This window comes from Pseudoxanthomonas sp. (assembly GCF_051953815.1).
Lineage (GTDB): Bacteria > Pseudomonadota > Gammaproteobacteria > Xanthomonadales > Xanthomonadaceae > Pseudoxanthomonas_A.
In genome coordinates, this window is record NZ_JBQCIJ010000009.1 from 16,364 (window position 1) to 42,724 (window position 26,361).

Annotated in this window: 28 protein-coding genes; 7 read left to right on the plus strand and 21 right to left on the minus strand. The window is 67.3% G+C overall.

What is annotated here, in order from left to right; translation table 11 throughout:
- Positions 1-226: 226 nt before the first annotated feature.
- The 7 genes from hflX to rlmE form a co-directional block, all read right to left on the minus strand.
- The gene (gene hflX, locus ACTHN1_RS02325; protein WP_295374474.1) at positions 227-1,528 is read right to left on the minus strand and encodes a ribosome rescue GTPase HflX; all 1,302 of its coding nucleotides are present in this window, start codon (positions 1,526-1,528) and stop codon (positions 227-229) included.
- Between the two features lie 119 nt (positions 1,529-1,647).
- Positions 1,648-1,926 carry an RNA chaperone Hfq gene (gene hfq, locus ACTHN1_RS02330; RefSeq protein ID WP_295374471.1) on the minus strand — a complete coding sequence of 93 codons (279 nt, stop codon included), beginning with the start codon at positions 1,924-1,926 and terminating at the stop codon, positions 1,648-1,650.
- 118 nt (positions 1,927-2,044) lie between these two features.
- A complete protein-coding gene (miaA, locus tag ACTHN1_RS02335; protein ID WP_440469364.1) occupies positions 2,045-3,001 on the minus strand; it encodes a tRNA (adenosine(37)-N6)-dimethylallyltransferase MiaA in 957 nt (318 codons plus the stop codon).
- Between the two features lie 211 nt (positions 3,002-3,212).
- Positions 3,213-4,112 carry a dihydropteroate synthase gene (gene folP, locus ACTHN1_RS02340; protein ID WP_440469365.1) on the minus strand — a complete coding sequence of 300 codons (900 nt, stop codon included), beginning with the start codon at positions 4,110-4,112 and terminating at the stop codon, positions 3,213-3,215.
- The gene (locus tag ACTHN1_RS02345) at positions 4,112-4,282 is read right to left on the minus strand and encodes a hypothetical protein (RefSeq protein WP_440469366.1); all 171 of its coding nucleotides are present in this window, start codon (positions 4,280-4,282) and stop codon (positions 4,112-4,114) included. The genes folP and ACTHN1_RS02345 overlap by 1 nt, the downstream gene beginning before the upstream one ends.
- Positions 4,283-4,387: 105 nt before the next feature.
- Positions 4,388-6,313, minus strand: a complete 1,926-nt coding sequence (gene ftsH, locus ACTHN1_RS02350; RefSeq protein WP_440469387.1) for an ATP-dependent zinc metalloprotease FtsH — start codon at positions 6,311-6,313, stop codon at positions 4,388-4,390.
- 49 nt (positions 6,314-6,362) lie between these two features.
- Positions 6,363-6,995, minus strand: a complete 633-nt coding sequence (gene rlmE / locus ACTHN1_RS02355) for a 23S rRNA (uridine(2552)-2'-O)-methyltransferase RlmE (RefSeq protein WP_440469367.1) — start codon at positions 6,993-6,995, stop codon at positions 6,363-6,365.
- Between the two features lie 98 nt (positions 6,996-7,093).
- Between rlmE and yhbY the strand changes: the two genes are divergently transcribed.
- From yhbY to ACTHN1_RS02370, 3 genes are read left to right on the plus strand one after another with little or no spacing between them, the layout of a single operon-like run.
- Positions 7,094-7,399 carry a ribosome assembly RNA-binding protein YhbY gene (gene yhbY, locus ACTHN1_RS02360; protein ID WP_295374458.1) on the plus strand — a complete coding sequence of 102 codons (306 nt, stop codon included), beginning with the start codon at positions 7,094-7,096 and terminating at the stop codon, positions 7,397-7,399.
- Between the two features lie 27 nt (positions 7,400-7,426).
- Complete coding sequence (locus ACTHN1_RS02365; protein WP_440469368.1) at positions 7,427-7,810, plus strand: Mth938-like domain-containing protein; 384 nt, start codon at positions 7,427-7,429, stop codon at positions 7,808-7,810.
- Positions 7,807-8,409, plus strand: coding sequence for a D-Ala-D-Ala carboxypeptidase family metallohydrolase (locus ACTHN1_RS02370; protein WP_440469369.1), 603 nt, complete (start codon positions 7,807-7,809; stop codon positions 8,407-8,409). Before ACTHN1_RS02365 ends, ACTHN1_RS02370 begins: the two co-directional genes overlap by 4 nt.
- Positions 8,410-8,446: 37 nt before the next feature.
- Here ACTHN1_RS02370 and ACTHN1_RS02375 read toward each other — a convergent pair whose 3' ends face one another.
- Genes ACTHN1_RS02375 through surE form a run of 5 tightly spaced genes read right to left on the minus strand, consistent with a single transcriptional unit; the run spans position 8,447 to position 12,185 of the window.
- On the minus strand, positions 8,447-9,307 hold the full coding sequence (locus ACTHN1_RS02375) for an endonuclease/exonuclease/phosphatase family protein (protein ID WP_440469370.1): 861 nt from the start codon (positions 9,305-9,307) through the stop codon (positions 8,447-8,449).
- A 10-nt stretch (positions 9,308-9,317) separates the two neighbouring features.
- Positions 9,318-10,094: a peptidoglycan DD-metalloendopeptidase family protein gene (locus ACTHN1_RS02380; protein WP_440469371.1), complete on the minus strand. Its 777-nt coding sequence runs from the start codon at positions 10,092-10,094 to the stop codon at positions 9,318-9,320.
- A gap of 19 nt (positions 10,095-10,113) precedes the next feature.
- A complete protein-coding gene (locus ACTHN1_RS02385) occupies positions 10,114-10,725 on the minus strand; it encodes a YqaA family protein (protein WP_440469372.1) in 612 nt (203 codons plus the stop codon).
- A 6-nt stretch (positions 10,726-10,731) separates the two neighbouring features.
- Entirely contained in the window at positions 10,732-11,409 is a 678-nt protein-coding gene (locus tag ACTHN1_RS02390) for a protein-L-isoaspartate(D-aspartate) O-methyltransferase (protein ID WP_440469373.1), read from the minus strand.
- Entirely contained in the window at positions 11,406-12,185 is a 780-nt protein-coding gene (gene surE, locus ACTHN1_RS02395; RefSeq protein ID WP_440469374.1) for a 5'/3'-nucleotidase SurE, read from the minus strand. The genes ACTHN1_RS02390 and surE overlap by 4 nt, the downstream gene beginning before the upstream one ends.
- 90 nt (positions 12,186-12,275) lie before the next feature.
- Here surE and ACTHN1_RS02400 point away from each other — a divergent pair, with 90 nt between their 5' ends.
- On the plus strand, positions 12,276-12,812 hold the full coding sequence (locus tag ACTHN1_RS02400) for a Smr/MutS family protein (RefSeq protein ID WP_440469375.1): 537 nt from the start codon (positions 12,276-12,278) through the stop codon (positions 12,810-12,812).
- Positions 12,813-12,859: 47 nt separating this feature from the next.
- On the opposite strand, the gene truD is transcribed toward ACTHN1_RS02400, so the two are convergent.
- The 9 genes from truD to ACTHN1_RS02445 form a co-directional block, all read right to left on the minus strand.
- Positions 12,860-13,909 carry a tRNA pseudouridine(13) synthase TruD gene (truD, locus tag ACTHN1_RS02405; RefSeq protein ID WP_440469376.1) on the minus strand — a complete coding sequence of 350 codons (1,050 nt, stop codon included), beginning with the start codon at positions 13,907-13,909 and terminating at the stop codon, positions 12,860-12,862.
- On the minus strand, positions 13,906-14,397 hold the full coding sequence (ispF, locus tag ACTHN1_RS02410) for a 2-C-methyl-D-erythritol 2,4-cyclodiphosphate synthase (protein ID WP_440469377.1): 492 nt from the start codon (positions 14,395-14,397) through the stop codon (positions 13,906-13,908). The genes truD and ispF overlap by 4 nt, the downstream gene beginning before the upstream one ends.
- A gap of 56 nt (positions 14,398-14,453) precedes the next feature.
- The gene (gene ispD, locus ACTHN1_RS02415; protein WP_440469388.1) at positions 14,454-15,152 is read right to left on the minus strand and encodes a 2-C-methyl-D-erythritol 4-phosphate cytidylyltransferase; all 699 of its coding nucleotides are present in this window, start codon (positions 15,150-15,152) and stop codon (positions 14,454-14,456) included.
- Positions 15,149-15,520, minus strand: a complete 372-nt coding sequence (ftsB, locus tag ACTHN1_RS02420; protein WP_440469378.1) for a cell division protein FtsB — start codon at positions 15,518-15,520, stop codon at positions 15,149-15,151. Before ftsB ends, ispD begins: the two co-directional genes overlap by 4 nt.
- 5 nt (positions 15,521-15,525) lie before the next feature.
- Positions 15,526-16,812: a phosphopyruvate hydratase gene (gene eno / locus ACTHN1_RS02425; RefSeq protein ID WP_440469379.1), complete on the minus strand. Its 1,287-nt coding sequence runs from the start codon at positions 16,810-16,812 to the stop codon at positions 15,526-15,528.
- On the minus strand, positions 16,809-18,029 hold the full coding sequence (locus tag ACTHN1_RS02430; RefSeq protein ID WP_440469380.1) for a hypothetical protein: 1,221 nt from the start codon (positions 18,027-18,029) through the stop codon (positions 16,809-16,811). Before ACTHN1_RS02430 ends, eno begins: the two co-directional genes overlap by 4 nt.
- 284 nt (positions 18,030-18,313) lie before the next feature.
- On the minus strand, positions 18,314-19,147 hold the full coding sequence (kdsA, locus tag ACTHN1_RS02435; protein WP_440469381.1) for a 3-deoxy-8-phosphooctulonate synthase: 834 nt from the start codon (positions 19,145-19,147) through the stop codon (positions 18,314-18,316).
- A gap of 88 nt (positions 19,148-19,235) precedes the next feature.
- On the minus strand, positions 19,236-20,897 hold the full coding sequence (locus ACTHN1_RS02440) for a CTP synthase (protein ID WP_440469382.1): 1,662 nt from the start codon (positions 20,895-20,897) through the stop codon (positions 19,236-19,238).
- Positions 20,898-21,028: 131 nt separating this feature from the next.
- Entirely contained in the window at positions 21,029-21,289 is a 261-nt protein-coding gene (locus ACTHN1_RS02445) for a hypothetical protein (RefSeq protein WP_440469383.1), read from the minus strand.
- 166 nt (positions 21,290-21,455) lie between these two features.
- Here ACTHN1_RS02445 and ACTHN1_RS02450 point away from each other — a divergent pair, with 166 nt between their 5' ends.
- The 3 genes from ACTHN1_RS02450 (at position 21,456) to ACTHN1_RS02460 (ending at position 26,280) form a co-directional block, all read left to right on the plus strand.
- Positions 21,456-22,163 carry a hypothetical protein gene (locus ACTHN1_RS02450; RefSeq protein WP_440469384.1) on the plus strand — a complete coding sequence of 236 codons (708 nt, stop codon included), beginning with the start codon at positions 21,456-21,458 and terminating at the stop codon, positions 22,161-22,163.
- A gap of 33 nt (positions 22,164-22,196) precedes the next feature.
- Positions 22,197-24,086, plus strand: coding sequence for a DNA topoisomerase IV subunit B (gene parE, locus ACTHN1_RS02455; protein ID WP_440469385.1), 1,890 nt, complete (start codon positions 22,197-22,199; stop codon positions 24,084-24,086).
- 391 nt (positions 24,087-24,477) lie between these two features.
- Positions 24,478-26,280, plus strand: a complete 1,803-nt coding sequence (locus ACTHN1_RS02460) for an alpha/beta hydrolase family protein (protein WP_440469386.1) — start codon at positions 24,478-24,480, stop codon at positions 26,278-26,280.
- Positions 26,281-26,361 lie beyond the last annotated feature (81 nt).

The following is a 26,361-nucleotide window of genomic DNA, read 5'->3' on the forward strand; positions in this document are numbered from 1 at the left end:
GAAACCGACGCGTTTCCGATTCTACAAGATAGGGCCGCCCGGCCGCCGGACAAGGGCTGAAGGGCATGGGGCGGGCGGTTTTTCGCGGGTGGGTGGCGGTGGGTGGCGGTGGGTGGCGGGGTGGTTTGTGGGGCGGGTGGGATATTCGGTCGCGACTCACGTCGCTCCTACAGGAGCCCCACCTGCCTGCTCCCACACGAGCCCGCGCTGTTCTCGCGGATTTCTGTCAGAAGGTGTCTTCGACCGGTTCGGGGAGCAGGGTTTCCAGCGCGTGGCCGCCCGCCTCGGCGGCCAGACGGCGCGCGTCGGCCAGGGCCATGTCCAGATCCAGGTGCCAGCCGGTTTCGTCGTGGCGTTCGCCGCGCACCGCGCCGAGCGCGTGCAGGCGCGAACGCAGGCGCGCCGAACGTTCGCCCAGGTGCACGGTGCCGATGATCCGTTCCAGCCCGAGCTTCTGCGCCAGCGCTTCCTTGAGCACGTCCAGCCCGGCCCCGTCGCGCGCGGAAATCCACACGCGCTCGTGGCCCTCGTTGGGTTGATCGTGGCGCGGCGTGGCGCCCTCGATGCGATCGATCTTGTTGAACACCAGCAACTGCGGAATATCGCCGGCGCCAATGGCCTGCAGCACTTCGTCGACCTGGGTGATGCGTTCCTCGCGCAGCGGATCCGCCGCGTCGATGACGTGCAGCAGCAGGTCCGCCTCGCGCGCCTCGGACAAGGTGGAGCGGAACGCGGCGACCAGTTCGTGCGGCAGGTCGCGGACGAAGCCGACGGTGTCGGCCAGCACCACGCCGCCGCCGGGCAGCTCAATGCGGCGCACGGTGGGATCCAGGGTGGCGAACAACTGATCGGCCGCGTACGCCTCCGCGCCGGTCAGGGCATTGAACAGGGTGGACTTGCCGGCGTTGGTGTAGCCGACCAGGGCCACGCGCGGCAGTTCGCTGCGCACGCGGGCGCGGCGCATCTGGGTGCGCTGCACTTCCACTTTCTCCAGCCGCTTCTGCAACTGCTCTACCCGCTTCTGCAGCAGGCGGCGGTCGGTTTCCAGTTGGGTTTCACCCGGGCCGCGCAGGCCGATGGAACCACCTCGCTGGCGCTCCAGGTGGGTCCAGCCGCGGACCAGGCGGGTGGCCATGTGCTTGAGCTGGGCCAGTTCCACCTGCAGCTTGCCCTCGTGGCTGCGGGCGCGCTGGGCGAAGATGTCCAGGATCAGGCCGGTGCGGTCCAGCACGCGGCGCTCCAGGTACTTCTCCAGGTTGCGTTCCTGGCCGGGCGAGAGCGGATAGTTGACCAGCACCAGATCGGCGCCGGTGGCCTCGGCCGCAGCCTTGATTTCTTCCAGCTTGCCGCTGCCGATCAGAGTGGACGGATTGGGCCGGTCGATGCGGGCGGTGAGCAACGCGGCGATGGTGGCGCCGGCGGAGCGGGCCAGGTCGGTGAACTCCTCCGAGGCGCCATCATCCGGCGGGCCGCCGGCGTGGGGCTGGATCAGGAGGGCGTGTTCGCCTTTGCGGGAACGTTCGAACATGGGGAAGCGGTTTGGACTCGATGTCAGGGAGGATCCGGCCGCCGTGGCGCCCGGATCCCATTACATGGGGGCGCCGGCCCCCGATTTCACCCTGGAATCTTCACCGGTTTCCCGGGTGGTTACTCGGTTTCTTCTTCTTCGCCCGGCGCGCCGCCCTCATTGGACTGCACGTAGCCGCCTCCCGGTCCCACGCGCACGTTGCGCGCCGGCACCACGGTGGAAATGGCGTGCTTGTAGACCATCTGGCTGACGGTATTGCGCAGCAGGACCACGAACTGGTCGAACGATTCGATCGTGCCCTGCAACTTGATGCCGTTGACCAGGTAGACCGAAACCGGCACCCGCTCGCGGCGCAGAGCGTTCAGGAAAGGATCCTGCAAGGATTGCCCCTTGGACATTATGGCGAACTCCCGAAGTGTCGCTTATAGGAATAATTGTGGTGTTTCCGGGTCCGCGCGCTTGGTATCCCCTGGCGGCCCGGCCCCCGATGTTACACAACCGGGGCGGTTTGACCAGCTACACAGCGCCCAGAAACTGCCGTCGGGCCCGCTCCAGGGCGGCCGAATCGCGCCCCGGATCGAACCAGCGGGCGTCCAGTTCGCCCCGCAGCCAGGTCAGCTGGCGCTTGGCGAGCTGGCGGGTGGCGAAGATGGCGCGGTCGCGGAATTCTGCCGCGGAAGTGGTCCCGTCCAGGTGTTCCCAGGCCTGGCGATAGCCCACCGCGCGCACCGCCGGCAGGTCCAGCGGCGCGACCACGGCCTGCATGCGCGGCAGCGCGCGCAGGCGCCGGACCTCGTCCAGGAAACCCTCGGCCAGCATGGTGTCGAAACGTTGTTCGATGCGCGCATGCAGCACGGCGCGCTCGGCGGGCGCCAGCACCAGCTTGAGCACCCGGAACGGCAGCCGCGGTGGTCCGGGTTCCCGCTGCCATTGGCTGATGGGCTTGCCGCTGAGCCGGTAGACCTCCAGCGCGCGCTGGATGCGCTGCGGATCGGTGGCGTGGATACGCGCGGCGGCGGCGGGGTCGACCCGGGCCAGCTCCGCATGCAGGGCCGGCCAGCCCCGCTCGACCGCTTCGGCGGCGAGCGCGGCGCGGGTGTCGGGATCGGCTTCCGGCATCGGCGCCAATCCCTCCAGCAATGCGCGGAAATACAGCCCGGTCCCGCCCGCCAGAATCGGCAGCCTGCCGCGCGCGGCGATATCGGCCAGCGCGGCGCGCGCGTCGGCGGCGAACTCGGCTGCCGAATAGGTCTGCCACGGATCCCGCACATCGATCAGGTGGTGCCGCACCTGCGCCTGCATCGCCGCATCCGGCTTGGCCGCGCCGATATCCAGGCCGCGATACACCAGCGCCGAATCGATGCTGACGATCTCGCCACCGCAGCGCTCGGCCCATTCCATCGCCAACGCCGTCTTGCCCGAGGCGGTCGGGCCCATCAGGGCAATGGCGAGCGGGCGGGTGTCGGCGGGCATGCGGGGTTGGTTGGGGATTCGGGATTCGGGATTGGGGACTTGGATAGGAAGGTGGGTTTTTATCTCCCCCTTGATCAGCCATTCGGCTGTTGAGAGCGAAAAAGGGGGATTAAGGGGGATTTGCTTTTGGCGCGAAAAACAAATCCCCCGTCATCTGCCTCGCAGGTGCCCGCCCCCTTTTTTAAAGGGGGCCAAGAAGCGGGCAAGCCCCTCAATCCTCATCCGGCCAGCGAATCGTCGGCGCGGCCGGTTTCGCGCGCGGTTGCGGCACCGCGGCCACCGCGTTCCACACCTTGAGCGCATCGACGGTTGCGGCCACGTCATGCACGCGCACGATCGCCGCGCCGCGCTGCGCGGCAATCAGGTGCGCGGCGACCGAGGCGGCGACGCGTTCGCTGGCGACTTCGCGGCCGGTGAGTTTGCCCAGGGTCCGCTTGCGCGACAGGCCGGCCAACACCGGCACGCCCAGTTCGACGAAGCGCTCCAGTTGCGCCAGCAGTGCGAGGTTGTGCCGGGTGTTCTTGCCGAAGCCGAAACCCGGATCGACGAGGATGTTTTTCTTGGCGATGCCGGCCATTTCGGCGGCGAAGATGCGCTCGGCGAGGAAGCGGTGCACCTCGCCCACCACGTCGTCGTAATGCGGCGCGTCCTGCATCGAGCGCGGCTCGCCCTGCATGTGCATCAGCACCACCGGCACGCCGAGCGCGGCGGCGGCTTCCAGCGCGCCTTCGCGGCGCAGTCCATAGACATCGTTGATCATGCCGGCGCCGGCCTGCACCGCCGCGTGCATCACTTCCGGCTTGAAGGTGTCGATGCTGATCGGCAGCGCGATTTCCTTCGCCAGTCGTTCGATCACCGGCACCACCCGCCGCAGTTCTTCCTCCACCGGCACGTCGGCCGCACCCGGACGGGTCGATTCGCCGCCGATGTCGAGAATGTCCGCGCCCTCTTCCGCCAGCTTCAGGCCATGCGCGACCGCCGCCTCCAGGGTGTCGTGCGCGCCGCCGTCGGAGAACGAATCCGGGGTGACGTTGACGATGCCCATCACCTGCGGGCGATCGAGCTTGAGAATGCGGCCGGCGCAGTCGAGTTGCGGCGTGGTGTCGAACATCAATCGGGATCCTTGGATTTGCGGGCAGCGGCCGCGGCGGACAGCCCCCCGCCAATCGCCACGCCGAGGGCCAGCCACAGGGCCAGGTTGCCGGTGGCGACACCGACCGCGGCGCCGATGGCGATGCCCAGCGCGATGGCCACGCCGGGATTGGGTTTGAAGTTCTTCATGGAAGACTCCTTCGCGCGGCGGGGTCGCCCGATGCGGCCCATTATCCACGCAAAACAAAAGACGGCCGAAGCCGCCTTTCGTGACCTTCCGGAGGCAGCCTGGACTCAGGTCTGCGCGGCCGGACCGCCCAGCGGCGGCAGCGGGCGCGATTCCGGCTTGTCGCCGTCCTTGCCCGACTTGCCCCAGCCGGCCGGCGGCGGCGGCTCGCGACCTTCCATGATGGCGTCGATCTGCGGCGCGTCGATGGTCTCGTACTGCAGCAGCAGCTGGGACATCGCGTGCAGCTTGTCGAGGTTCTCGGTCAGGATGGTCTTGGTGCGCAGGTAGGCGCGATCCAGGATGCCCCGCACGACTTCGTCGATGCGGCGCGCGGTCTCGTTGGACACGTTCTTGTGCTGGGTGACCGACCGACCCAGGAACACCTCGTCCTCTTCCTCGCCATAGGCGATCGGGCCCATCTCGTCGCTCAGGCCCCACTTGGTGACCATGTTGCGGGCCATCTTGGTGGCGCGCTCGATGTCGTTGGACGCGCCGGTGGTGACCTTGTCGGCGCCGAAGATCAGTTCCTCGGCCACGCGGCCGCCGTACAGCGAGCACAGCTGCGATTCGATGGCGACGCGGTTGAGGCTGTACTTGTCGCCTTCCGGCAGGTACATGGTCACGCCCAGCGCGCGGCCGCGCGGGATGATGGTGACCTTGTAGACCGGGTCGTGTTCCGGCACCAGCCGACCGACGATGGCGTGGCCGGCCTCGTGGTAGGCGGTGAGGGTCTTCTCGTCCTCGCTCATGGCCATCGAGCGGCGCTCGGTGCCCATCAGGATCTTGTCGCGCGCTCGGTCGAAGTGATCCATGCGCACTTCCTTTGCGTTTTCGCGGGCAGCGAACAGCGCGGCTTCGTTGGCCAGGTTGGCCAGGTCGGCGCCGCTGAAGCCGGGGGTGCCGCGGGCGATCACCATCGGCTCGACGTCGTCGGCCAGCGGCAGCTTGCGCATGTGCACGCGCAGGATCTGCTCGCGTCCCTTCACGTCAGGCAGGCCCACCACCACCTGGCGGTCGAAGCGGCCCGGGCGCAGCAGCGCCGGGTCCAGCACGTCCGGACGGTTGGTGGCAGCGATGACGATCACGCCCTCGCCCCCCTCGAAGCCGTCCATCTCGACCAGCAACTGGTTCAGGGTCTGCTCGCGCTCATCGTGGCCACCGCCGAGGCCGGCGCCGCGATGGCGGCCGACCGCGTCGATTTCGTCGATGAAGATGATGCACGGCGCGTGCTTCTTGGCCTGCTCGAACATGTCGCGCACGCGGCTGGCGCCGACGCCGACGAACATTTCGACGAAGTCGGAACCGGAAATGCTGAAGAATGGCACCCGGGCTTCGCCGGCGATGGCCTTGGCCAACAGGGTCTTGCCGGTGCCGGGCGGGCCGACCATCAGCACGCCGCGCGGAATCTTGCCACCGAGCTTCTGGAACTTGCCGGGATCCCGCAGGAACTCGACCAGTTCGCCGACTTCCTCCTTGGCCTCGTCGCAGCCGGCGACATCGGCGAAGGTGATCTTCACCTGGTCCTCGCCCTGTAGCTTGGCGCGCGACTTGCCGAAGCTCATGGCGCCCTTGGCGCCACCGCCGCCTTGCATCTGCCGCATCATGAAAATCCAGAAGCCGATGATCAGCAGGACCGGCAGGAAGTTCAGCAGGATCATGCCCAGGCTGATGCCCGATTCCGGCGCATCGCGGGTGATGGTGACGTTCTTGTTGACCAGCTGATTCACCAGCTGGTCGTCGACCGGGCCATAGACGGTGCCCGTCTGGCCATCGGCGCGCTTGTATTCAATGGCGTTGGTGGTGAGGTTGCCGTCCTTGGTGAAGCGCACCGAGGACACGCGGCCGCTGTCGACCTCGCGCAGGAACTCGGAGTAGGTCACCTCGCCACCACCGGCGCCGGCGCCCATCTTCGGCGAGAAGCTCTGGAACACCACCATCAACACGACGGCGACGACTACCCACAGCAGCAGATTCTTGGTCAAGTCGTTCATCCTCATCGGCCCCGCCGTTCCTCTTTCACGATATCCACGTTAAGCCACCTTACTTCATCCGGGCACGCTTGCCCTGCCCCAGCGCATAGACTTCCGGCGACCGCTTGCGCGAGGCGTCCGGCTTGCGGATGACCACCTTGTCGTACCGGCGCCGCATTTCCTTGACGTAGTCATCGAAACCGGTGCCCTGGAACAACTTGATCAGGAACGCACCGCCGGGCTTGAGGTGGCCATCGGCGAATTCCATCGCCAATTCGGCCAGGTACATCGCCCGCGGCTGGTCCACCGCGTCCACACCACTCTTATTGGGGGCCATATCGGACAGCACAAGGTCCACCGGCTGGCCGTCCAGCATGGACTCCAGCTGGGATAACACGGTCTGTTCCCTGAAGTCTCCATGAAGGAACTCGACCCCGGCCAGTGCCGGCATGTCGAGGATATCCATGGCCACGACCCGGCCGTGGTCGCCCATGGCCTGGCGGACGAACTGGGACCAGCCGCCGGGGGCGGCCCCCAGATCCACCACCACCATGCCCGGCTTGAGCAGGCGGTCGCGTTCGAGCAGTTCTTCCAGCTTGTAGGCGGCGCGCGAGCGCATGCCCTCGGCCTGCGCCTTTTTCACGTAGGGGTCGGAAAAGTGTTCGCGGAGCCAGCGTTGGCTGCTTTTGCTGCGGGTGGCCATGGGGCATCAATCTCCGCCGGCCTTGCGACAGCGGGCGGAACGGCGGCGGGAAAGGCCGCCATGATACCCTGAACGCCCTTCCCCACCCTGATTTGTGCATGCCCGTCGTTCTGACCTCCGCCCAGACCCGTTTCCTGCGTGGCCAGGCCCATGACCTGAAAGCGCTGCTGCAGATTGGCGGCAAGGGGGTCACCCCGGCGTTCATCGCCGAACTGGACGGCGTGCTGGAGCACCACGAGCTGATCAAGGTGAAGGTGGCCGGGGAAGACCGCGAGGCCCGCGACGCGATGATCGCCGAGCTGGTCGAGCAGACCGGTTCGGCGCTGGTCCAGCGCATCGGTCATACCGCCGTGCTGTACCGCCCCAGCAAGGAACGCCGCCAGATTGTCCTGCCGCGGGCCTGACGCCCTGCCCGGCTCCGAGTCGCCCCCATGCAGCTGAGCCACGAACTCCCCGATTACGCCTATACCCTGCGCGCGGCTGATGGTCGCAGCGCCAAGGTCAACGACCGCGTGCTGACCGCCAGTTTCGTGCTGTCGCCGTCCGAGCTGTGCGAGGACTGGGGTCCGCGCGATGTCGCCTCGCTGACGCCCGAGGACCTGGCTCCGCTGCTGGCGATGCAGCCGGAGGTGATCCTGCTGGGCACCGGCGATCGCCAGGTTTTCCCGCCGGCCGCGGTGCTGGCGGCCGGGCTGACCCGCGGCGTGGGCATCGAGGTGATGACCAATGCCGCCGCCGCCCGCACCTTCAACGTCCTGGCGGGCGAGTCGCGCCGGGTGGTGGCCGGTTTCCTGCTGGATGCCTCCGCCGCGTGAATCGGCGGCGGGCGCTGATCGCGCTGCTGTCCCTGGGCCTGCTGGCCGCCTGCCAGCGTGACCTTTTCAACGCGGAAACCGAGGAATCACGCTTCCAGCAGTGGCAAAGCGCGCATGCCGCCGAAGCCGGGGCCTACCGGGCCTGGCTGGAGGCCCAGGAGATGGCCGACGTCGCCCCGCTGTCCTCGCTGCTGAGAACGTCGCGACGCTGGCGCCAATGCGACCTTCCCGAGTTCGCCGTCCCGCCACGCGCGCAATGGCCGCAGCTGTTGCCGACCCTCCGGTTGTTGCACCAGCTCCAGAGCGAAGGATTGCTGGATGGCCGGCGCGTCCGTTCCGGCTGGCGCGATGCCCGCAACAACCAATGCTCGGGCGGGAGTTCGCGCAGCCAGCACCTGGCCAATCGCGCGCTCGACCTGGATCTGGATCCCGCGGTGCCCCCGGCGCGGCTGTGCGGCTACTGGCGCCGGCACGGACCGGACCGGGCGATGGGGCTGGGTTTCTACTCGCCCGAACGCATCCATATCGACACCGCCGGATTCCGCACCTGGGGCACGGATCATCGCCGTGGCACGTCGCTGTGCATTCAACCGAAGTGATGCGGGCTTCCGCGCGATCGCCGTCGGACGATGCGGATCAGCGCATCGGTCGCAGGCGCACGAACAGGCCGAAGTGATCCGAGGCCCAGGTGCCATCGGCATCGGCGCGCTCGAACAGGATGCGCGCCTCGTCCACCCGGAATGCATCGGTCTGGAAGAACACGTGATCGATGCGCTGCGCCGGATGTCCCATGTGGGGATTGAGCGTGGTATGCGCGGGCGCGTCCACGTCCTGATCCGGATGCGCGGCGCGATAGGCGCTGCTGAACCGCGGTGACAACGCCGCCAGCTCGGGCGCGCCGTCACCGGTATTGAAGTCGCCACCGATGATGGCCGGCGCCTGCTCGCCGGTGCGATCGATGAAGGCCAGCACGTCCGCGATCTGGCGCGCGCGGATGGCGTCGCCTTCGGGCTTGTAGTGCAAATGGGTGACGTAGACGTTGAGCGGCCGGCCGTTGAACTCGGTGCGGACCCAACCCGCCACGCGGTAGTCATCCAGGGGCTGCAGCTTGATCACATCGCTGGCGCCGATGGCATGACGGGTCAGGATGGCGTTGCCGTAGCGATGCGCCTGCCCTTCCGGATCCACGGAGAAGAAGCGGTATTGGTAGCCCAGACGTTCGGCCAGGCGCTGCGCCTGGTTGACCAGGCCCGGATCCTGCAAAACCTCCTGCAACAGGATCACGTCCGGTTGCCGCTGCGCCAGCTCGCGCACGATGAGGTCCTGGCGGCGTGGCCAATCCTGCTTGTCGTGCCAGAGGTTGAGGGTGACCACATCGAGCGTGGGCGCATCGGCGGACACGGTCGTCGCGGTTTCGCCACGCGCCGGTGCCTGCGCGCAGGCGGTCAGGACGACCAGCAGGACGGGAGCCAGAATGCTCGCGAACAGCCGCTTCATGGCACGCCCTTCAGCGGGCCGGCAGGTACTGCTGCGGATCCACCGGCTTGCCGTTGTAGCGGATCTCGAAGTGCAGCATTTCGCGCGAGGCGCCCGAGCTGCCCATTTCGGCGATCTGCTGTCCGGCCTTCACGTTCTGGCCTTCGTTGACCAGCCGCTTGCGGTTGTGGCCGTAGGCCGACAGCCAGGCCTCGCTGTGCTTGACGATGATCAGTTCGCCGTAGCCGACCAGACCGGCGCCGGAGTACACCACCACGCCATCGGCGGCGGCACGCACGGCCTGGCCGCCGGAGCCGGCGATGTCGATGCCCTGCTTGGTGGCATCGCCGGCGACGAAGCGTCCGATCACGTGGCCATCCGCCGGCCAGCGCCAGTTGAAACCACTGCTCACGGGTGCGGGCTGCGGCGGGGGCGGCTTGGGCGCGTTGGTGGGCGGCGGCGTCGCGGAGCGCGGCGGGGTGCCCGTGGCGACGGTACCGGTCGCCGGGCGGCTGCCGGAAGACGGATACAGGCGCAGGCTCTGGCCCGGATAGATCGTGTAAGGCGACGCTATGCCATTCCACGCGGCCAGGTCGCGGAAGTCGATGCCGTTGCGGAATGCCAGGCCGTACAGGGTATCGCCGCGCTGCACGCGCACGGTCTGCCCGTACTTGGGCTGCGACACGACCCTGCCACCACTCGAGGAACCGGTCTGCCGGACCACGGTGCTGTGGCAGGCCGCCAGGCCCGTCATCACCGCGACGCTCAGGACAAGGGCACGCGTGGCTTTGGTCATCCGTTCACTCACTTTCTGCGGAACTCGGGAATCAGGTGGAAGCGCGCCAGATCAGCCAGCCCACCAGCGCCACCACCAGCGCGGTGGCTATCCAGCCCACCGGCTCGATCCAGCGGCGCAGCGCCGCCTCGGCACGCGCCCCGCCCAACCGGATCGCGATGCCCAGCAGGTAGACCCGCTTGCCGCGCCCGATGAGCATGCTGAGCACGTATTGCAGCATAGGCACGCCCACGATACCCGACGCCCACGTGAACACCTTCATCGGGATGGGCATGAAACCACCCAGCACCAGGAAGGTGAAGACCGCCCACGGCGACTCGGCCATCTTGGCCTTGACCAGGTCGATGCCCGCCTCGATGCCGTCGAGCATGCCCAGCGCGGCAAACAGCGGCTTGAGCGCCTCGAAGGCGTAGTGGCCCAGCGCGTAGCCGACCAGCGCGCCGGCCATGGATCCCATCAGGCTGAGGGTGGCGAACCACAGGGATTTCCTGGGATTGGCCACGCACATCGGCGCCAGCATCACCTCCGGCATCACCGGGAAGATGATCGCCTCCACGAAGCTCAATCCGGTCAGCAGCGCGGGCGCGCGCGGATGGCGGGCCCACAGGATCGCGCGCTCGTACAGCGGTTTGAAGATCTGCATCCGCGATCAATCCAGGGTACCGGACAACAGGGGAACGAACACGACCGGCGCCAGGGTTTCTTCCTGCACGCTGCCGTCTTCGCGTTTGGTGAGCTTGACCAGGGATTGCGAACCGGAACCACCGACTGGCGCGATCAGGTGGCCGCCCACGGCGAGCTGTTCGATCAGCGCATTGACCAGCGCCGGCGCGGCGGCGGTGACCAGGATGCCGTCGTACGGCGCATGTTCCGGCCAGCCGATGCGGCCGTCGTCATGCTTGCTGCGCACGTTCATGCCCAGCTGGCGCAGGCGCTTGCGGGCCTGGCGCAGCAGATCGCCGATGCGCTCGACGGTGTAGACCTCCAGGCCCAGCGCGGCCAGCATCGCGGCCTGGTAGCCCGAGCCGGTGCCGATTTCCAGCACCTTCTTCGGCGCGCCCTGCAACAGGGCCTCGGTCATGCGCGCGACCACCCACGGCTGGGAGATGGTCTGGCTGTGGCCGATCGGCAGCGCGGTGTCCTCGTAGGCGCGCGTGGCCAATGCCTCGTCGACGAACAGATGGCGCGGCACCAGCCGGATCGCGTTGAGCACGGTCTCGTCGCGGATGCCGGATTCGCGCAGGCGCTCGACCAGGCGATCGCGCACGCGCTGCGAGGTCATGCCCATGCCCACGGCTTCCGGTTGCAGGCGCAGCCGCGGGGTCATGCCGGGTTCTCCAGCGACGAGGTCAGGCCGTCGACCCAGCCGGCGACCTTTTCCAGCGCCTGGTAGCGGGTCAGATCGACGTGGATCGGCGTGATGGAAATGTTGCCCATGCGCACGGCATGGAAATCGGTGCCGGGGCCGGCGTCCTGTTCCGGACCGGCCGGGCCGATCCAGTACACGGTGTTGCCGCGCGGATCCTGCTGGGTCACGCACGGCTCGGAGCGATGGCGGTTGCCCAGGCGGGTGACCTCGAAGCCACGTACCTCGCTCCACGCGCGATCCGGCACGTTGACGTTGAGGATGGTGTCGGCCGGCAGCGGATCGGCCTTCAGGCGCGCGACGATCTCCACCGCGGCGCGCGCGGCGGTCTCGAAATGGCGCGGCTCGTGATTGCGCGTGACCAGCGACATCGCCACCGCCGGCAGGCCGAGGAAGCGCCCTTCCATCGCCGCCGACACGGTGCCGGAATAGATCACGTCGTCGCCGAGATTGGCGGAATTGTTGATGCCCGAGACCACGATGTCCGGCTCGAACTCCAGCATGCCGGTGAGCGCCAGGTGCACGCAGTCGGTCGGCGTGCCGGCGACGCTGCAGGTGTAGTGATCGATCCGCTTGAGCCGGATCGGCAGATCCAGGGTGAGCGAATTGCTGGCGCCGGAACGGTCGCGATCCGGCGCGATGACGAACACCTCGTGGCCGGCCTCGCGCAGCCCTTCCGCCAGAACGCGGATACCGGGGGCGTCGACGCCGTCATCGTTGCTGACAAGTACGCGCATGTGCTTCCTCGGGGGATGGCCCATGATACCGGAAGCGGGTGACCGCTTCCCGCGCTTGCGTCACGCGCCCGCCGCGCTACGCTGTGGCGCATGTCCGATCCCCCCGAAGACGACGACGCCGCCTTGTTCCGCCAGGCCATCGGCGAGGTGAAGCCCCTGGCCGACGCGGCCCCGCCGCCGCGCCGGCCCAGGCCGCGTCCGGCCGCGCGGATGGCCGAGCGCGACGAGGTGGATGCGCGCAGCGAATTCCAGCGCGGGCTGGACGATCTGGCGCTGCTGGAGGCCGGCGACGTGCTCAGCTTCCGCCGCGACAACGTGCCGCCGCGGGTGTTCCAGCGCCTGCGCAAGGGCCAGTTCTCGGCCCAGGACGAACTGGATCTGCATGGCGCCACCGCCGCCGAGGCCGAGCGCCTGCTGCGCCAGTTCATGCTGGAAGCGCATGCGCACGAGCATGGGTGCGTGCGCATCATCCATGGCAAGGGCCGTCGCAACGAGCGCGAGATTCCGGTGCTGAAGAATCTGGTGGATCGCCTGCTGCGGCAGCGCGGCGACGTGCTGGCGTTCCATTCGGCGCCGCCCGCGCAGGGCGGCACCGGCGCGGTGCTGGTGCTGCTGGCGCGACGCTGACGGCTCCGGTTGGGCAGACGCGTCACCGGCCACGCGGCCGGTGACGGCTATGGCGCGGATTCGGAATCGCGCCCGGCCTCGATGACCTCGCCCAGTTCATGCAGCAGTGCCGTGGCGTAGCTGCCCGGCGGCAGCGCGAAGCCCAGCGACAGAACGTCATCGGCCAACCATTCCCAGGCCAGCCCCTGCGGGCGCAGACGCAGCGCGCGCCGTTCCTGGCGCAGTTCGGCCTGCTCCAGCCCGCCGCGCAACCGCATTGCGGTGTCGTCGGCCAACGCCGTCAGCTCAAGTTCGCGGCACGCGTCGGCACTGCGCAGTTCCCCCGCTCCCCACAGCGGGCCGCTGGGATGGATGTCGAACGCGGCCAGCCGCTGCGCCAGCACGTCGCTCCACGGCTCCGGCCCGAACACACTGCGGCTGCCATCCAGCATCCACACTTCGCCGTCGACGCCCCGGTTCCAGTTGCCGGCGACGATGCGCGCCGTCAGCACCCGGTTGAAGAGTTCGGAGCGCGCGGCCGACAGCAGCATCGAACGCTGATCGCGGCGCACGCGGCGGCCGCCGAACATCGCCAGCGCTGCGGCGACATTGCCGCCGTCGCGACCGAAGCGCTGTTCGCCGAACCAGTTGGGCAGTCCCTGCACGGCGATATCCGCCAGGCGCTGTTCGATGGCGCGGCGTTCGCCGAGCACTTCGCGCAGCACCAGCACGAAACGATTTCCCGCCAGCGCGCCGCGCGGCAGTTTGCGGTTGTGCCAGGTCGATTCCAGCACCAGAAAATCGTCCGCGTTCAGGGCAGCGATGTCGGGCGCATTGCGCTTGGGCAGATGCACGCTGAAACGCTGGCGGGTGACCGCGTGGCGATCCTTCAGGCCGGCGTAGCCGATCGCCATTTCCGGCAGTCCGGCCCATGCCGCGATGCGTTTGGCGGCGAAGGCGGTGTTCATGCCGCGTTTCTGCACTGTCAGCAACAGGTGCTCGCCCTCGCCGGTGGGCTCGAAACCGGGCAACTCCTCGACGAAGAAATCCTCCGGCGCGGCGCGGAAACGCGCCTGCAGCACCGGTGGACCGAATGCGCGCGGCAGATCCGCGCTCATGCGCGCACCAGCAAGACCGCGGCCTGCGCGGCGATGCCTTCGCCACGACCGGTGAAGCCGAGTTTCTCGGTGGTGGTCGCCTTGACGCTGATCGCATCCAGCGCGATGCCGAGATCCTCGGCGATCGCGGCACGCATCGCGTCCGCATGTGGTCCGACCTTGGGACGCTCGCCAATCACGGTGACGTCGGCGTTCCCAACCCGCCAGCCGCGTTCGCCGATCAGGGCGTTGCAATGGCGCAGGAAGTGCCGGCTGTCGGCGCCTTTCCAGCGCGGATCCGACGGCGGGAAATGCCTGCCGATATCCCCCAGCGCGAGCGCGCCGAGGATGGCGTCGCACAGCGCGTGCAGGACCACGTCGCCATCGCTGTGCGCCAGCACGCCGCGATCATGCGGCACGCGGACGCCGCCGAGCATCAGGTGGTCGCCGTCGCCGAAGGCATGGACATCGAAGCCCTGGCCGATGCGGATGGAAAGAGGGTCGGACATGTACGGGTCCCACGGAAAAAGGGTCGGATGCGGCGGATTCTCGCACCCTGGGGGAATCAGCGTCCGCGCTGGGCCAGCACGAACTCGAATCGCGCCAGATCCGCCGGGGTGGTGATCTTGAAATTGTCCTCGGCGCCTTCGATCAGCAGAGGGCGCAGGCCCTGCCGCTCCATCGCCATCGCCTCGTCGGTGACTTCGATGCCCGCACCGGCGGCGCCTTCCAGCGCGCGTTGCAGGTGCAGGCGACGGAACAGCTGCGGGGTGAACGCGCGCCACAACCGCTCGCGCGGTTCGGTGCCGTCGATGCCGCCATCGTCACCGGCGCGCTTGAGGGTGTCGCGCACCGGCGCGGCGAGGATCGCGCCGACCGGGTCGTTGCGGCCGCGCTCCAGCAACTGCGCCAGATCGGCCAGCGCCAGGTTGGGGCGGGCGGCATCGTGCACCAGCACGAAGTCGTCGGCGCGCACGTCGTCGGGCAGCGCGTTCAGCCCGGCCAGCACCGATTCGGCGCGGGTCGCGCCGCCGGTGCAGGTGAGCAGCGGCCGGCCGGCGAACGAGGTCCAGCCCGGCCAGTCGGGATCGTTGGCGGAAATCGCCAGCACCGCGCCCAGCACGGCGTCGTGCGCGAACAGCGCCGCCAGCGTGTGTTCCAGCAGCAGTTGGCCACCGACCCGCAGGTATTGCTTGGGCACCTCGCCGCCGAAGCGCGTGCCGCGCCCGGCGGCGGGAATGACCGCCCAGATCCCGGCCATCAGGGCTGGTGCTCCGGTTCGCTGATCGGTGCCGGTTCGGGCGCCGCGTCGCCGTCCTGTCCGGACGCCGGCGGCGGGGGAACCGGCGCGTTCGGCTCCACCACGCGGTAGAACTTCTCGCCGGGCTTGATCATGCCCAGCTCACTGCGCGCGCGTTCCTCGACCGCCGCTTCGCCGGACTTGAGGTCCTCGACTTCGGCGGCGAGTGCGTCGTTGCGTTCCTGCAGGCCGGCGTTCTCGCGCTTCTGCACGATGACCTGGCTTTCCAGCGCGACCACCTCGCCCGAACTGCCCGCGCCGAACCAGAACCGGTACTGCAGCCAGGCCAGCAGCAGCATCAATACCAGCAGCAGCCAGACCAGTCGACGCATACGGCTTACTTCTTCAGCGAAACGAAGGCGTCGCGGCCGGCGTAACGCGCCGCGCTGCCCAGGGCTTCCTCGATGCGCAGGAGCTGGTTGTACTTGGCCACGCGATCACTGCGGCACAGCGAACCGGTCTTGATCTGGGTGGCCGTGGTCGCCACCGCGATGTCGGCGATGGTGGTGTCCTCGGTTTCGCCGGAGCGGTGCGAGACGATCGCCGCGTAGTTCGCGTTGTGGGCCATGGCGATGGCTTCCAGCGTTTCGCTGAGCGTGCCGATCTGGTTGACCTTGATCAGGATCGCGTTGGCGGTGCCGGACTCGATGCCTTCCTTGAAGATCTTCGGGTTGGTGACGAACAGATCGTCGCCGACCAGCTGCACCTTGCCGCCGATGCGGTCGGTCAGCAGTTTCCAGCCCGCCCAGTCGTCCTCGGCCAGGCCGTCCTCGATGGTGATGATCGGGTACTGCGCGGCCCAGTCGGCCAGGAAGTCGACGAACTGCTCGCTGGTCAGGCGCTTGCCCTCGCCCACCAGGTGGTACTTGCCGTTGTCGAAGAATTCGCTGGAAGCCACGTCCAGGCCCAGCAGCACGTCCTCGCCGGCGGTGTAGCCGGCCTTGCCGATGGCTTCCAGGATGGTGTCCAGGGCCTCGACGTTGCTGCGGAAATCCGGGGCGAAGCCGCCCTCGTCGCCCACCGCCGTGCTCAGGCCATGGCCCTTCAGCACCGACTTGAGCGAATGAAAGATTTCGGTGCCCGCGCGCAGCGACTCGGCGAAGGAGTCAAAGCCCACCGGCAGCACCATGAATTCCTGGAAGTCGACATTGTTGTCGGCGTGGGCGCCGCCGTTGATGATGTTCATCATCGGCACCGGCAGGGTCACCGCGTCGCCGCCGGCCAGGTAGCGCCACAGCGGCTGCCTGCGCGAGGCGGCCATCGCATGGGCGTTGGCCAGCGACACGCCCAGCAGCGCGTTGGCGCCCAGGCGGCCCTTGTTCTCGGTGCCGTCCAGGTCGATCAGGCGGCGGTCCAGGCCTTCCTGGTCGGCCGCGTCGAAGCCGTGCAGCGCATTGGCGATCGGGCCGTTGACGTTCTCGACCGCCTTGCGCACGCCCTTGCCCAGGTAGCGGGTCTTATCGCCGTCGCGCAGCTCCACGGCCTCCTTGGTGCCGGTGGAGGCGCCGGACGGCACCATCGCGCGGCCGAACGAGCCGTCGGCCAGGGTGACTTCGGCTTCGAGGGTGGGATTGCCGCGGCTGTCGAGGATTTCGCGGGCATGGACTTTGGCGATCGTGGTCATGAGGGGTCGGCCAGACTGTTCAGTTTGAGTAAGGGGACGAAATCGTTCGGAAGGTTACAGGTTTCCGGGGCCAGACGGGCGATGTAAAGGGCCAGCAGGCCAGTGGCCTGCAATTGGCGCGCGCCCGCCGCCGAAGTGTTTTCCGCCCCGTCATGATACTGCTCGACCATCATTCCGACGTTCGCCATGGCGGTAGCCAGCTCGTCGGACCGTTCCCCGGGATCGGCCGGCAGTTCGTAACCGAACGACTTCGACATGCCCGCATGGGCCAGCAATTCGTAGGCGGCCGTGAACAGGCGCGGCAGCTCCGGGCTGTCGGCGAAACGCGCGCGGGCCCCTTCCAGGTCGAAGCCGCCGTCGTTGCCCCGCGCGAGGCACTGCCTGATCTGCGGCATCGCAGCCATCAGCCGCGCGTGCTCTGCTTCGGTCCACACGCTCGTGTAGGCCGCTCCGGCCTTGCAGCGCAGTTGGTCATCGGCGGTGCGCAGGCCGCGCGGGTTGTCCGGCGTGGTCATCAACAGCCGGACGAACGTCTCCGAGGGCGCGCAGCGGCCACCCATCATCCGTGCGCCCAGCAACCGCTCGATGCCGTCGCTGCGCAACTGCCGCGCCGGCATTGGGCCGGCCAGCGTCCCCAGCATGGCGGCGGTCATCGGCAGCGTCGCCAGTTGCCGCATCTGTTCCATCAGTTCCGGTTGGCCACAGTCCGGCGCGTCGAGCGGTTCCACCAGTTCCGGTACGTCCATCAGGCGGGCGTAATCACGGATCAGTCGTTCCAATTCGCCCGAGGCCACCATGGCGTTCAGGCGTTCGTCGAGCGTGCCGTCATCCCGATCCTCGCCGCCGCGCCCGGCTTCGCACTGCCGGAGTTGCCCCAGTTCGGCGACGAACGCCGCGCGTTCGGCCGGCGTCCATGGCACCACCGAAGCCCGACGCAGCGTTTCGACCAGTTCGGCGCGACGCGCGGGATCGGACTCGGCCTTGGCGGCGAACGCGGGCAGCTCGGATTCGGTCAATGGCAGCACCCCGGATTCGGACAGATCATCCAGGCTTTCCGGCATGCGCCAGGCACTGGATTCCTGGGCCTGCGCTATCGACAGGCCTGCCCAGAACAGGGCGGTTGCGCATGCGCCACGCAGGCGTGGCAAGCGAGAGTTGGCAGCACGCAGGAGGGCGAAAGAAGACGTGCGCGGAGACGCGCCAGGGATACGGCTCATGGGTAAACAAACACCGGAAGCGAGAGGAGGCGGACCGGATTCGGTCGCGCCTCGATTATCCGCGCCCCATCAAGACCCGCCAAATCACATTGACATGTGCAAAACCGGCGCCGCCTCGCATGGGCACTCCATCGATTCGAAGATTCGCCGTCCGCACTCCTTCGTCGTCGCGGATTGCCCGTGGATCCGCCGGACAATTCCACGCGCCCAAGTCTGGGTTTTCTCGACCGCATCGGCCCCGGCGAACCGGCGATTTTCATCGCCGTTCGCTTGCCCGGAAGGATTTACAGCGTCTGCTCCAGGAATCCCGAACGCTTGGTGATCGCGTCCAGCGCCAGCAGGGTTTCCAGCAGCGCCTCCATCTTGTCAAGCGGCCACGCGTTGGGACCGTCGGAAAGCGCCTTGGCCGGATCCGGATGGGTTTCGGCGAACAGGCCGGCCACGCCAACCGCCACCGCAGCGCGCGCCAGCACCGGCACGAACTCGCGCTGGCCACCGGAGCTGCTGCCCTGCCCGCCCGGCAACTGCACCGAGTGGGTGGCGTCGAACACGACCGGGCAGCCGGTGTCACGCATCACGCTGAGCGAGCGCATGTCGCTGACCAGATTGTTGTAGCCGAAGCTGGCGCCGCGCTCGCAGACCATGATGTCGTTGTTTCCCGTGGACTTGGCCTTCTCGACGACCGGCTTCATGTCCCACGGCGACAGGAACTGGCCTTTCTTGATGTTGACCGGGCGACCGGCCGAGCAGACCTTGCGGATGAAATCGGTCTGGCGGACCAGGAACGCCGGCGTCTGCAGCACGTCCACCACCGAGGCGACTTCATCCATCGGGGTGTATTCGTGCACGTCGGTCAGTACCGGCACGCCGATCTGCTTCTTCACCTCGGCCAGCACCTTCAGGCCCTCTTCCATGCCCGGGCCGCGGAAGCTGGTGCCGGAGGTGCGATTGGCCTTGTCGAAGCTGGACTTGAAGATGAAGTTCATGCCCAGCTTGCCGGTGATTTCCTTCAGGCGGCCGGCCACGTCCAGCTGCAACTGCATGGACTCGATCACGCAGGGGCCGGCGATCAGGAACAGGGGCTGGTCCAAGCCGACTTCAAAACCGCAGAGTTTCATTGCAATACCTCGTAGGAGCGACGTCAGCCGCGACCATGACACCAGGACACCCGCCGGCCGCCATGCCTCGCGACCGGCCGGAGCGGATTCAGGCGCGCGCTTCCTTCAGCAGCTTGCCACCGGCCTTGCGCTCGCGCGCGGCGCGGATGAAGCCGACGAACAGCGGATGGCCGTCGCGCGGAGTGGACAGGAATTCCGGATGCGCCTGGCAGGCCAGGAACCACGGATGCACCGCGCGCGGCAATTCGATCATTTCCACCAGCAGATCGTCCATCGACTTGGCGGAAATCACCAGGCCGGCGTCTTCCAGCTGGGTGCGGTAACGGTTGTTGAACTCGTAGCGATGGCGATGGCGTTCGGCCACCACGTCCTTGCCATAAAGTTCGCGCGCCAGCGTGCCGGGCTTCAGGCGCGCCTCCTGTAGGCCCAGGCGCATGGTGCCGCCCAGATCCGAGCGCTCGTCGCGCTTCTCGATGTCGCCGCTGGCGGTGCGCCATTCGGTGATCAGGCCGATCACCGGATGCGGCGACTGCTTGTCGTTCTCGGTGCTGTTGGCGCCTTCCAGGCCAGCGACGTGGCGGGCGTAGTCGACCACCGCCGCCTGCATGCCGTAGCAGATGCCGAAGTAAGGCACGCCGGTCTGGCGCGCGTGACGCGAGGTCAGCACCTTGCCCTCGAAGCCGCGATCGCCGAAGCCGCCCGGGACCAGGATGCCGTCGACGCCATCCAGCAGCGACATGTCGCTGTCTTCCAGTTCCTGGGCTTCGATCCATTTCAGGTTGACGCGGGTGCGCTGGCGCAGGCCGCCATGCTTGAGCGCCTCGCCGACCGACTTGTACGCATCCTGGTGATCGACGTACTTGCCGACCACGGCGATGGTCACTTCGTCCAGCGGATTCAGGGTGGCGTCGACCGCCGCTTCCCACTCGGACAGGTCCGCCTCGCGGGCACCGTCCAGGCGCAACTGGCGGATGGCGATTTCGTCCAGGCCCTGGCCGTGCAGGCCCAGCGGGATCTTGTAGAGCACGTCCACGTCGGGAACGCTGATCACCGCGCGCTCGGGCACGTTGGTGAACAGCGAGATCTTGCGGCGTTCGGAATCGGGAATCGGCTGCTCGGAGCGGCACAGCAGCACGTCCGGCTGGATGCCGATCGAGCGCAGTTCCTTGACCGAATGCTGAGTCGGCTTGGTCTTCAGTTCGCCGGCCGCGGCCACGAACGGCACCAGGGTCAGGTGCATGAACAGCGCCTTTTCCGGTCCTCGCTCGGTGCGGATCTGGCGGATCGCCTCCAGGAACGGCAGCGATTCGATGTCGCCCACCGTGCCGCCGATTTCCACCAGCGCCACGTCGTGGCCCTCGGTGGCCTCGTCGATGCAGCGGCGGATTTCGTCGGTGATGTGCGGGATCACCTGCACGGTCGCGCCGAGGTAATCGCCGCGGCGTTCGCGGCGGATGACGTTCTCGTAGATGCGGCCGGTGGTGATCGAGTGCTTGCGGCTGAGCCGGGTGCGCACGAAGCGCTCGTAGTGGCCCAGGTCCAGATCGGTCTCGGCGCCGTCGTCGGTGACGTACACCTCGCCGTGCTGGAACGGGCTCATGGTGCCCGGATCGACGTTGATGTAGGGGTCCAGCTTCATCATCGTGACCTTGAGGCCACGTGCTTCGAGGATGGACGCAAGCGAAGCGGCGGCGATGCCCTTGCCTAGCGAGGACACGACGCCGCCGGTAACGAAAATAAGGGGAGTCATCAGCAGGGCTCCGGAAAGCCATAGTCTACCGGCAACGCCGGGTTTCTAAAAGCCGAACGCCCCGCGGGGGCGGGGCGTCCGGGGCCGCCGGAAAGGCTCGAAAGCCTTGCCTGGCAAGGGTTTCAGGGGAATCAGGGCTTGCGCTCTTCTTCCTCTTCCTTCTCGCCGGACTTCTTGTCCTGCTCGCCCTTCTGCTTGGCGCGGGCGGCGGCGGCGGCCTCGTTGGCGGCCCGGCGCTGCGCCTTGCGATCCGCGTCGGAGGCATCGGACTGCGAAGAGGCGGATTTGTCGGCGTCCTGGCCGCCGGATTTGGATTGCTGCGCCAGCACCAGGCCGGCGGTGGCGGCGGTGACGGCCGCCAGGGCGAGGATCAGCAGCTTGCGCGGTTTCATGGCATGTCTCCGTTTCACTCGTACGTCGCCAGATGGGGCCGGAACGACCCGGATTCAAGCTGGCGCGCGCACCATACCCCAGCCGCCCTCGCCTGCTCCTGAACGTGCAAAAACCGCGCGCTGGCCGCACACTTCGCGTCTCGTGGGATTCCGATGCCGCCATCCGATGCGCCCTGCCCTGATCTGCTCCGCGTTGTTCCTGCTGCTTGCCCAGACCCTGCCGGCGCCGGCCCGGGCGGCGCGCGTCGCGCTGCCGCCCCAGCAGGTGCAGCTTGACGCGTTGACCCGCGACACCCAGAAGCACAGCCTGGGCAGCGGCACCATGGAAGTGGTCTGGTGGATCCCGCCGGAGTACTGGCAGATCAGCGTGGGCCAGCAGAAGGGAGCGACCCCGGAAATGCTTTCCGGGCTGGGCCAGACCTTCAACGACTACAACGTCGTGGCGGTGGTGCAGGCGACCGTCGCCGACGATCTGGAGTATCGCTTCACCCCGGAGGCCGACGTGCGCGAGTCCACCGTGTTGATCGATCCGCAGGGCCGAACCCATACCGTGCTGCCCGAGGACAAGATACCGACCCGGCTGGCGTCGACCCTGGCCTTCCTGAAGCCGATCCTGGCCAACGGCATCGGGCCGATGGGCCGGAGCATGTATTTCCTGGTGTTCCCCGGCAACGACGCCCAGGGCAACCGATTGATCGATCCCCTGGGCGATGGCCAGGCCCGGATCAGGACCACCAACAAGGTGCACGACTTCCGCCTGCCGCTGGGCAGCCTGCTGCCGGACAAGCGCGATGCCGCCACCGGCGAGTCGTTCCCCGGCGATTTCATGTACAACCCCTATACCGGCCGGCCGCTGGACGTTTCCCGTCCCTGAGCCGCACCCGCAACCCGAGACAACAGCGAATTCATGAGCAGTCGTTACAACGCCGCCGACATCGAAGTCCTTTCCGGCCTGGATCCGGTCAAGCGCCGCCCGGGCATGTACACCGACACCGCCCGGCCCAACCACCTGGCCCAGGAAGTCATCGACAACGCGGTCGACGAGGCCCTGGCCGGACACGCCGGCGAGATCGAGGTCACCCTCTACAAGGACGGCAGTTGCGAAGTCAGCGACGACGGTCGCGGCATGCCGGTGGACATCCATCCGGAAGAGAAAATCCCGGGCGTCGAGCTGATCCTCACCCGCCTGCATGCGGGCGGCAAGTTCAGCAACCGCAACTACACCTTCAGCGGCGGCCTGCACGGCGTCGGCGTGAGCGTGGTCAACGCGCTGTCGAAGAAGGTGGAGATCTTCATCAAGCGCGAAGGCAACGAGTACCGGATGGAGTTCCGCGACGGCGATGCCGCCTCGAAGCTGGAAACCGTCGGCAGCGTCGGCAAGAAGAACACCGGCACCCGCCTGCGTTTCTGGCCGGACGCCAAGTACTTCGACACCCCCAAGTTCAACGCGCGCGCATTGCGCCACCTGCTGCGCGCCAAGGCGGTGCTGTGCCCCGGCCTGACCGTCAAGCTGTACGACGAAGCCACCGGCGAGCGCGACACCTGGCATTTCGAGGACGGCCTGCGCGACTACCTGAAGGGCGAGATGCAGGGCCGTGAGCTGCTGCCGCCGGATCTGTTCGTCGGCCAGTTGAAGAAGGACACCGAGATCGTCGACTGGGCGGTGGCCTGGGTGCCGGAAGGCGAGCTGGTGCAGGAAAGCTACGTCAACCTGATTCCCACCGCCCAGCATGGCACCCACGTCAACGGCCTGCGCAGCGGCCTGACCGATGCGCTGCGCGAGTTCTGCGACTTCCGCAACCTGCTGCCGCGCGGGGTCAAGCTGGCGCCGGAAGACGTGTGGGATCGCGTGGCCTTCGTGCTGTCGCTGAAGATGACCGACCCGCAGTTCAGCGGCCAGACCAAGGAACGCCTGAGTTCGCGCCAGGCCGCCGGCTTCATCGAGGGCGCCGCCCACGACGCCTTCAGCCTGTGGCTGAACCAGCACGTGGACCTGGGCGAGAAGATCGCCCAGCTCGCCATCGAGCGCGCCGCCGCGCGCCTGAAGACCGAGAAGCAGGTCGTCCGCAAGAAGGTCACCCAGGGCCCGGCCCTGCCGGGCAAGCTGGCCGACTGCATCAGCCAGGATCTGTCGCGGACCGAATTGTTCCTGGTCGAGGGCGATTCGGCCGGCGGCAGCGCCAAGCAGGCGCGCGACAAGGATTTCCAGGCCATCCTGCCGCTGCGCGGCAAGATCCTGAACACCTGGGAGGTCGCCTCCGGCAGCGTGCTGGCCTCGCAGGAAGTGCATGACCTAGCGGTGGCGATCGGCTGCGATCCGGGCAAGGAGGACATCACCGGCCTGCGTTACGGCAAGGTGGTGATCCTGGCCGACGCGGACTCCGACGGCCTGCATATCGCCACCCTCCTGAGCGCCCTGTTCCTGCGCCATTTCCCGGCGCTGGTGCAGGCCGGCCACGTGTTCGTGGCCATGCCGCCGCTGTTCCGCGTCGATGTCGGCAAACAGGTGTTCTACGCCCTCGACGAGGAAGAGAAGCGCCTGCTGCTGGAAAAGATCCAGCGCGAGAAGATCAAGGGCGCCATCAATGTCACCCGCTTCAAGGGCCTGGGCGAAATGAACGCCTCGCAGCTGCGCGAGTCGACCATCCATCCCGACACCCGCCGGCTGGTCCAGCTGACCGTCGAAGACGGCGACCAGACCCATTCCCTGATGGACATGCTGCTGGCGAAGAAGCGGGCGGGCGAACGCAAGAGTTGGCTGGAGACCAAGGGCGATCTGGCTTCGCTGGAAGTCTGATCCGGCTTTTCCTTGGCATGAGCGGTGGCGACGGCGTCGCCTTCCCGCATCCGCGCCCTTCCCCTGGCGCGGTTGGGGCCTGAATCTGGCTCCAGCCCACGGCCCGGCATCGATTCCGGCCCTCCCCCGGCTTCCCGCATGCCCGCCCCCTTTTCAGGGGGCTGGTGCGTCGCCCGATGACAAGCGGCCAACGGCGATGGCACCATCCGCGCACACCCGCACAAGTTCCTGGGGAGGAACCGTGTACGCATCAAATGGATTGAAGTGGGCCGCGCTGTTGTGTGGCCTGTGGGTAGCGACCGCCTCCGCGCAATCGATTCCCGTTGAGGATTTCGCCCGCCACGGCACGGTAAGTGCCTTGTCCCTATCACCCAGTGGCAAATACGTGGCCATGGCCGTTCCCACGGAGGACGGTCTGGAAACCCAGTTGCAGATCGTTCCGCTGGATGGCAGTGGCAACGTACAAGTACTGCGATTCGGCCCGCAGCAGCATGTCTCCGACCCCATCTGGAGCGACGACGATCAGATCGTCGTGTCGCGCGCCAAGATGGAACCCCTGCATGCCCGTCCCTACAGCTACGGCGAGCTGATTTCCTCGGACATTCGCGGCAAGACCCAGGAAACCCTGTTTGCCTATGTCAAGGATGATGGCGCGCGCACCGGACGCCGCAAGGACCAGGGATTTGCCGCCATCGATCATATTCTGGAAAGCGAACCCGGCAGCGTGCTGGTCGATTTCACCTGCTGGTCAAGCGTCTGCGGCGAGGAATCGCCGACCGTCATCTACAAAGTAAATACCCGCACCGGCAATCGCCAGGAAATAGAGCGCTCGTCGAGGCCCGCCAGCTTCTACTACGACCGTGCCGGAAAGCCTCGCCTCCGTATCACCACCAGCACCAACGACGAACCGGTGCTGCACTATCGCCCCTCCGCGAATGGCGACTGGCAGCCCGTGCCGAAGAACCTGGCCGGTTACACCATGTATGGCCTCACCTTCGACAAGGACAACAACAGCGCGTACGCCTTGATCTCCGACAATCGTGAACCCGCGCAGTTGTACAAGGTGGATTTTTCCGCCGGCACCCGCAGCCTGTTGATAGGTCGGGAAGATGCTTCCGTAACCCGCCTTCTGTATGGCGGTCATGACGGCGTTCCGTTCGGTGTCATCTTCGATTCGGACAAGCCATCCATCCGATATCTGGACAACACTTCGGAATGGGCCAAACTGCATGCAGGTCTGCTCAAGGCGTTTCCGGGACAGATGGTCAGCATTCTGGATTTCAGCCGCGACAACCAGAAAGTCCTGTTTACGACCTGGTCCGACCGTCATCCCGGCAGCTATTACGTACTGGACCGCGAAGCGGGCAAAGTCCAACTGCTCAGCCAGGTACGTGCCTGGATCAAACCCGAACAGATGGCGCCGATGCGGCCGTTCGAGTTCAAGGCGCGGGACGGCCTGAAGTTGTTTGGTTTCTATACGGCGAAGGCCGGCGCCACGGGCCCGCAACCGCTGATCGTCATGGCCCACGGCGGGCCGTACGGCCCTTATGACAGCTGGACGTTCGATGACGACGTGCAGTTCCTGGCCAGCCGCGGCTACGCGGTGCTGCAGGTCAATTTCCGCGGTTCCGGTGGACGCGGCGAAGCGTTCCAGCGCCTGGGCTACCGCGAATGGGGCGGCAAGATGATGGACGACATCGCCGACGGCGTCCGGTGGGCAATCGACAACAAGCTGGCCGCCCCCGATCGCATCTGCACGTATGGCGCCAGCTTCGGCGGCTACGCCGCGCTGATGAATCCGATCCGCTATCCCGAACTTTACAAGTGCGCGATCGGCTATGTCGGCGTCTACGACCTGCAGGTCATGCACAAGGAAGGCGACATCAACGACAGCAAGTCCGGGCGTCGTTATCTCGACCGCGTGCTGGGCAACGATCCGGCCACGCTGGCCGCCAATTCGCCCGCCCGCAATGTCGACAAGATCAAGATCCCGGTGATGCTGGTGCAGGGTCGCCTGGATCAGCGCGTCCCGATGGATCAGTTCAACGCGCTGGAAGGCGCGTTCAAGAAGCAGGGCACGCCGGTCGAAACACTGGTCGTCAGCGGCGAAGGACACGGCTTCTACAAGCCCGAGAACCGCGCCGAGCTGTACCGGCGCATGGAAGCCTTCCTCGGCAAATACCTGGGCAAGTAAGTCGGGGGGGGGGGGACGCCACCCCCCCCACCAAGGGGCGGGAAAAAAAAAAAAAAAAAAAACCAAACAAAAAAAAAAAAA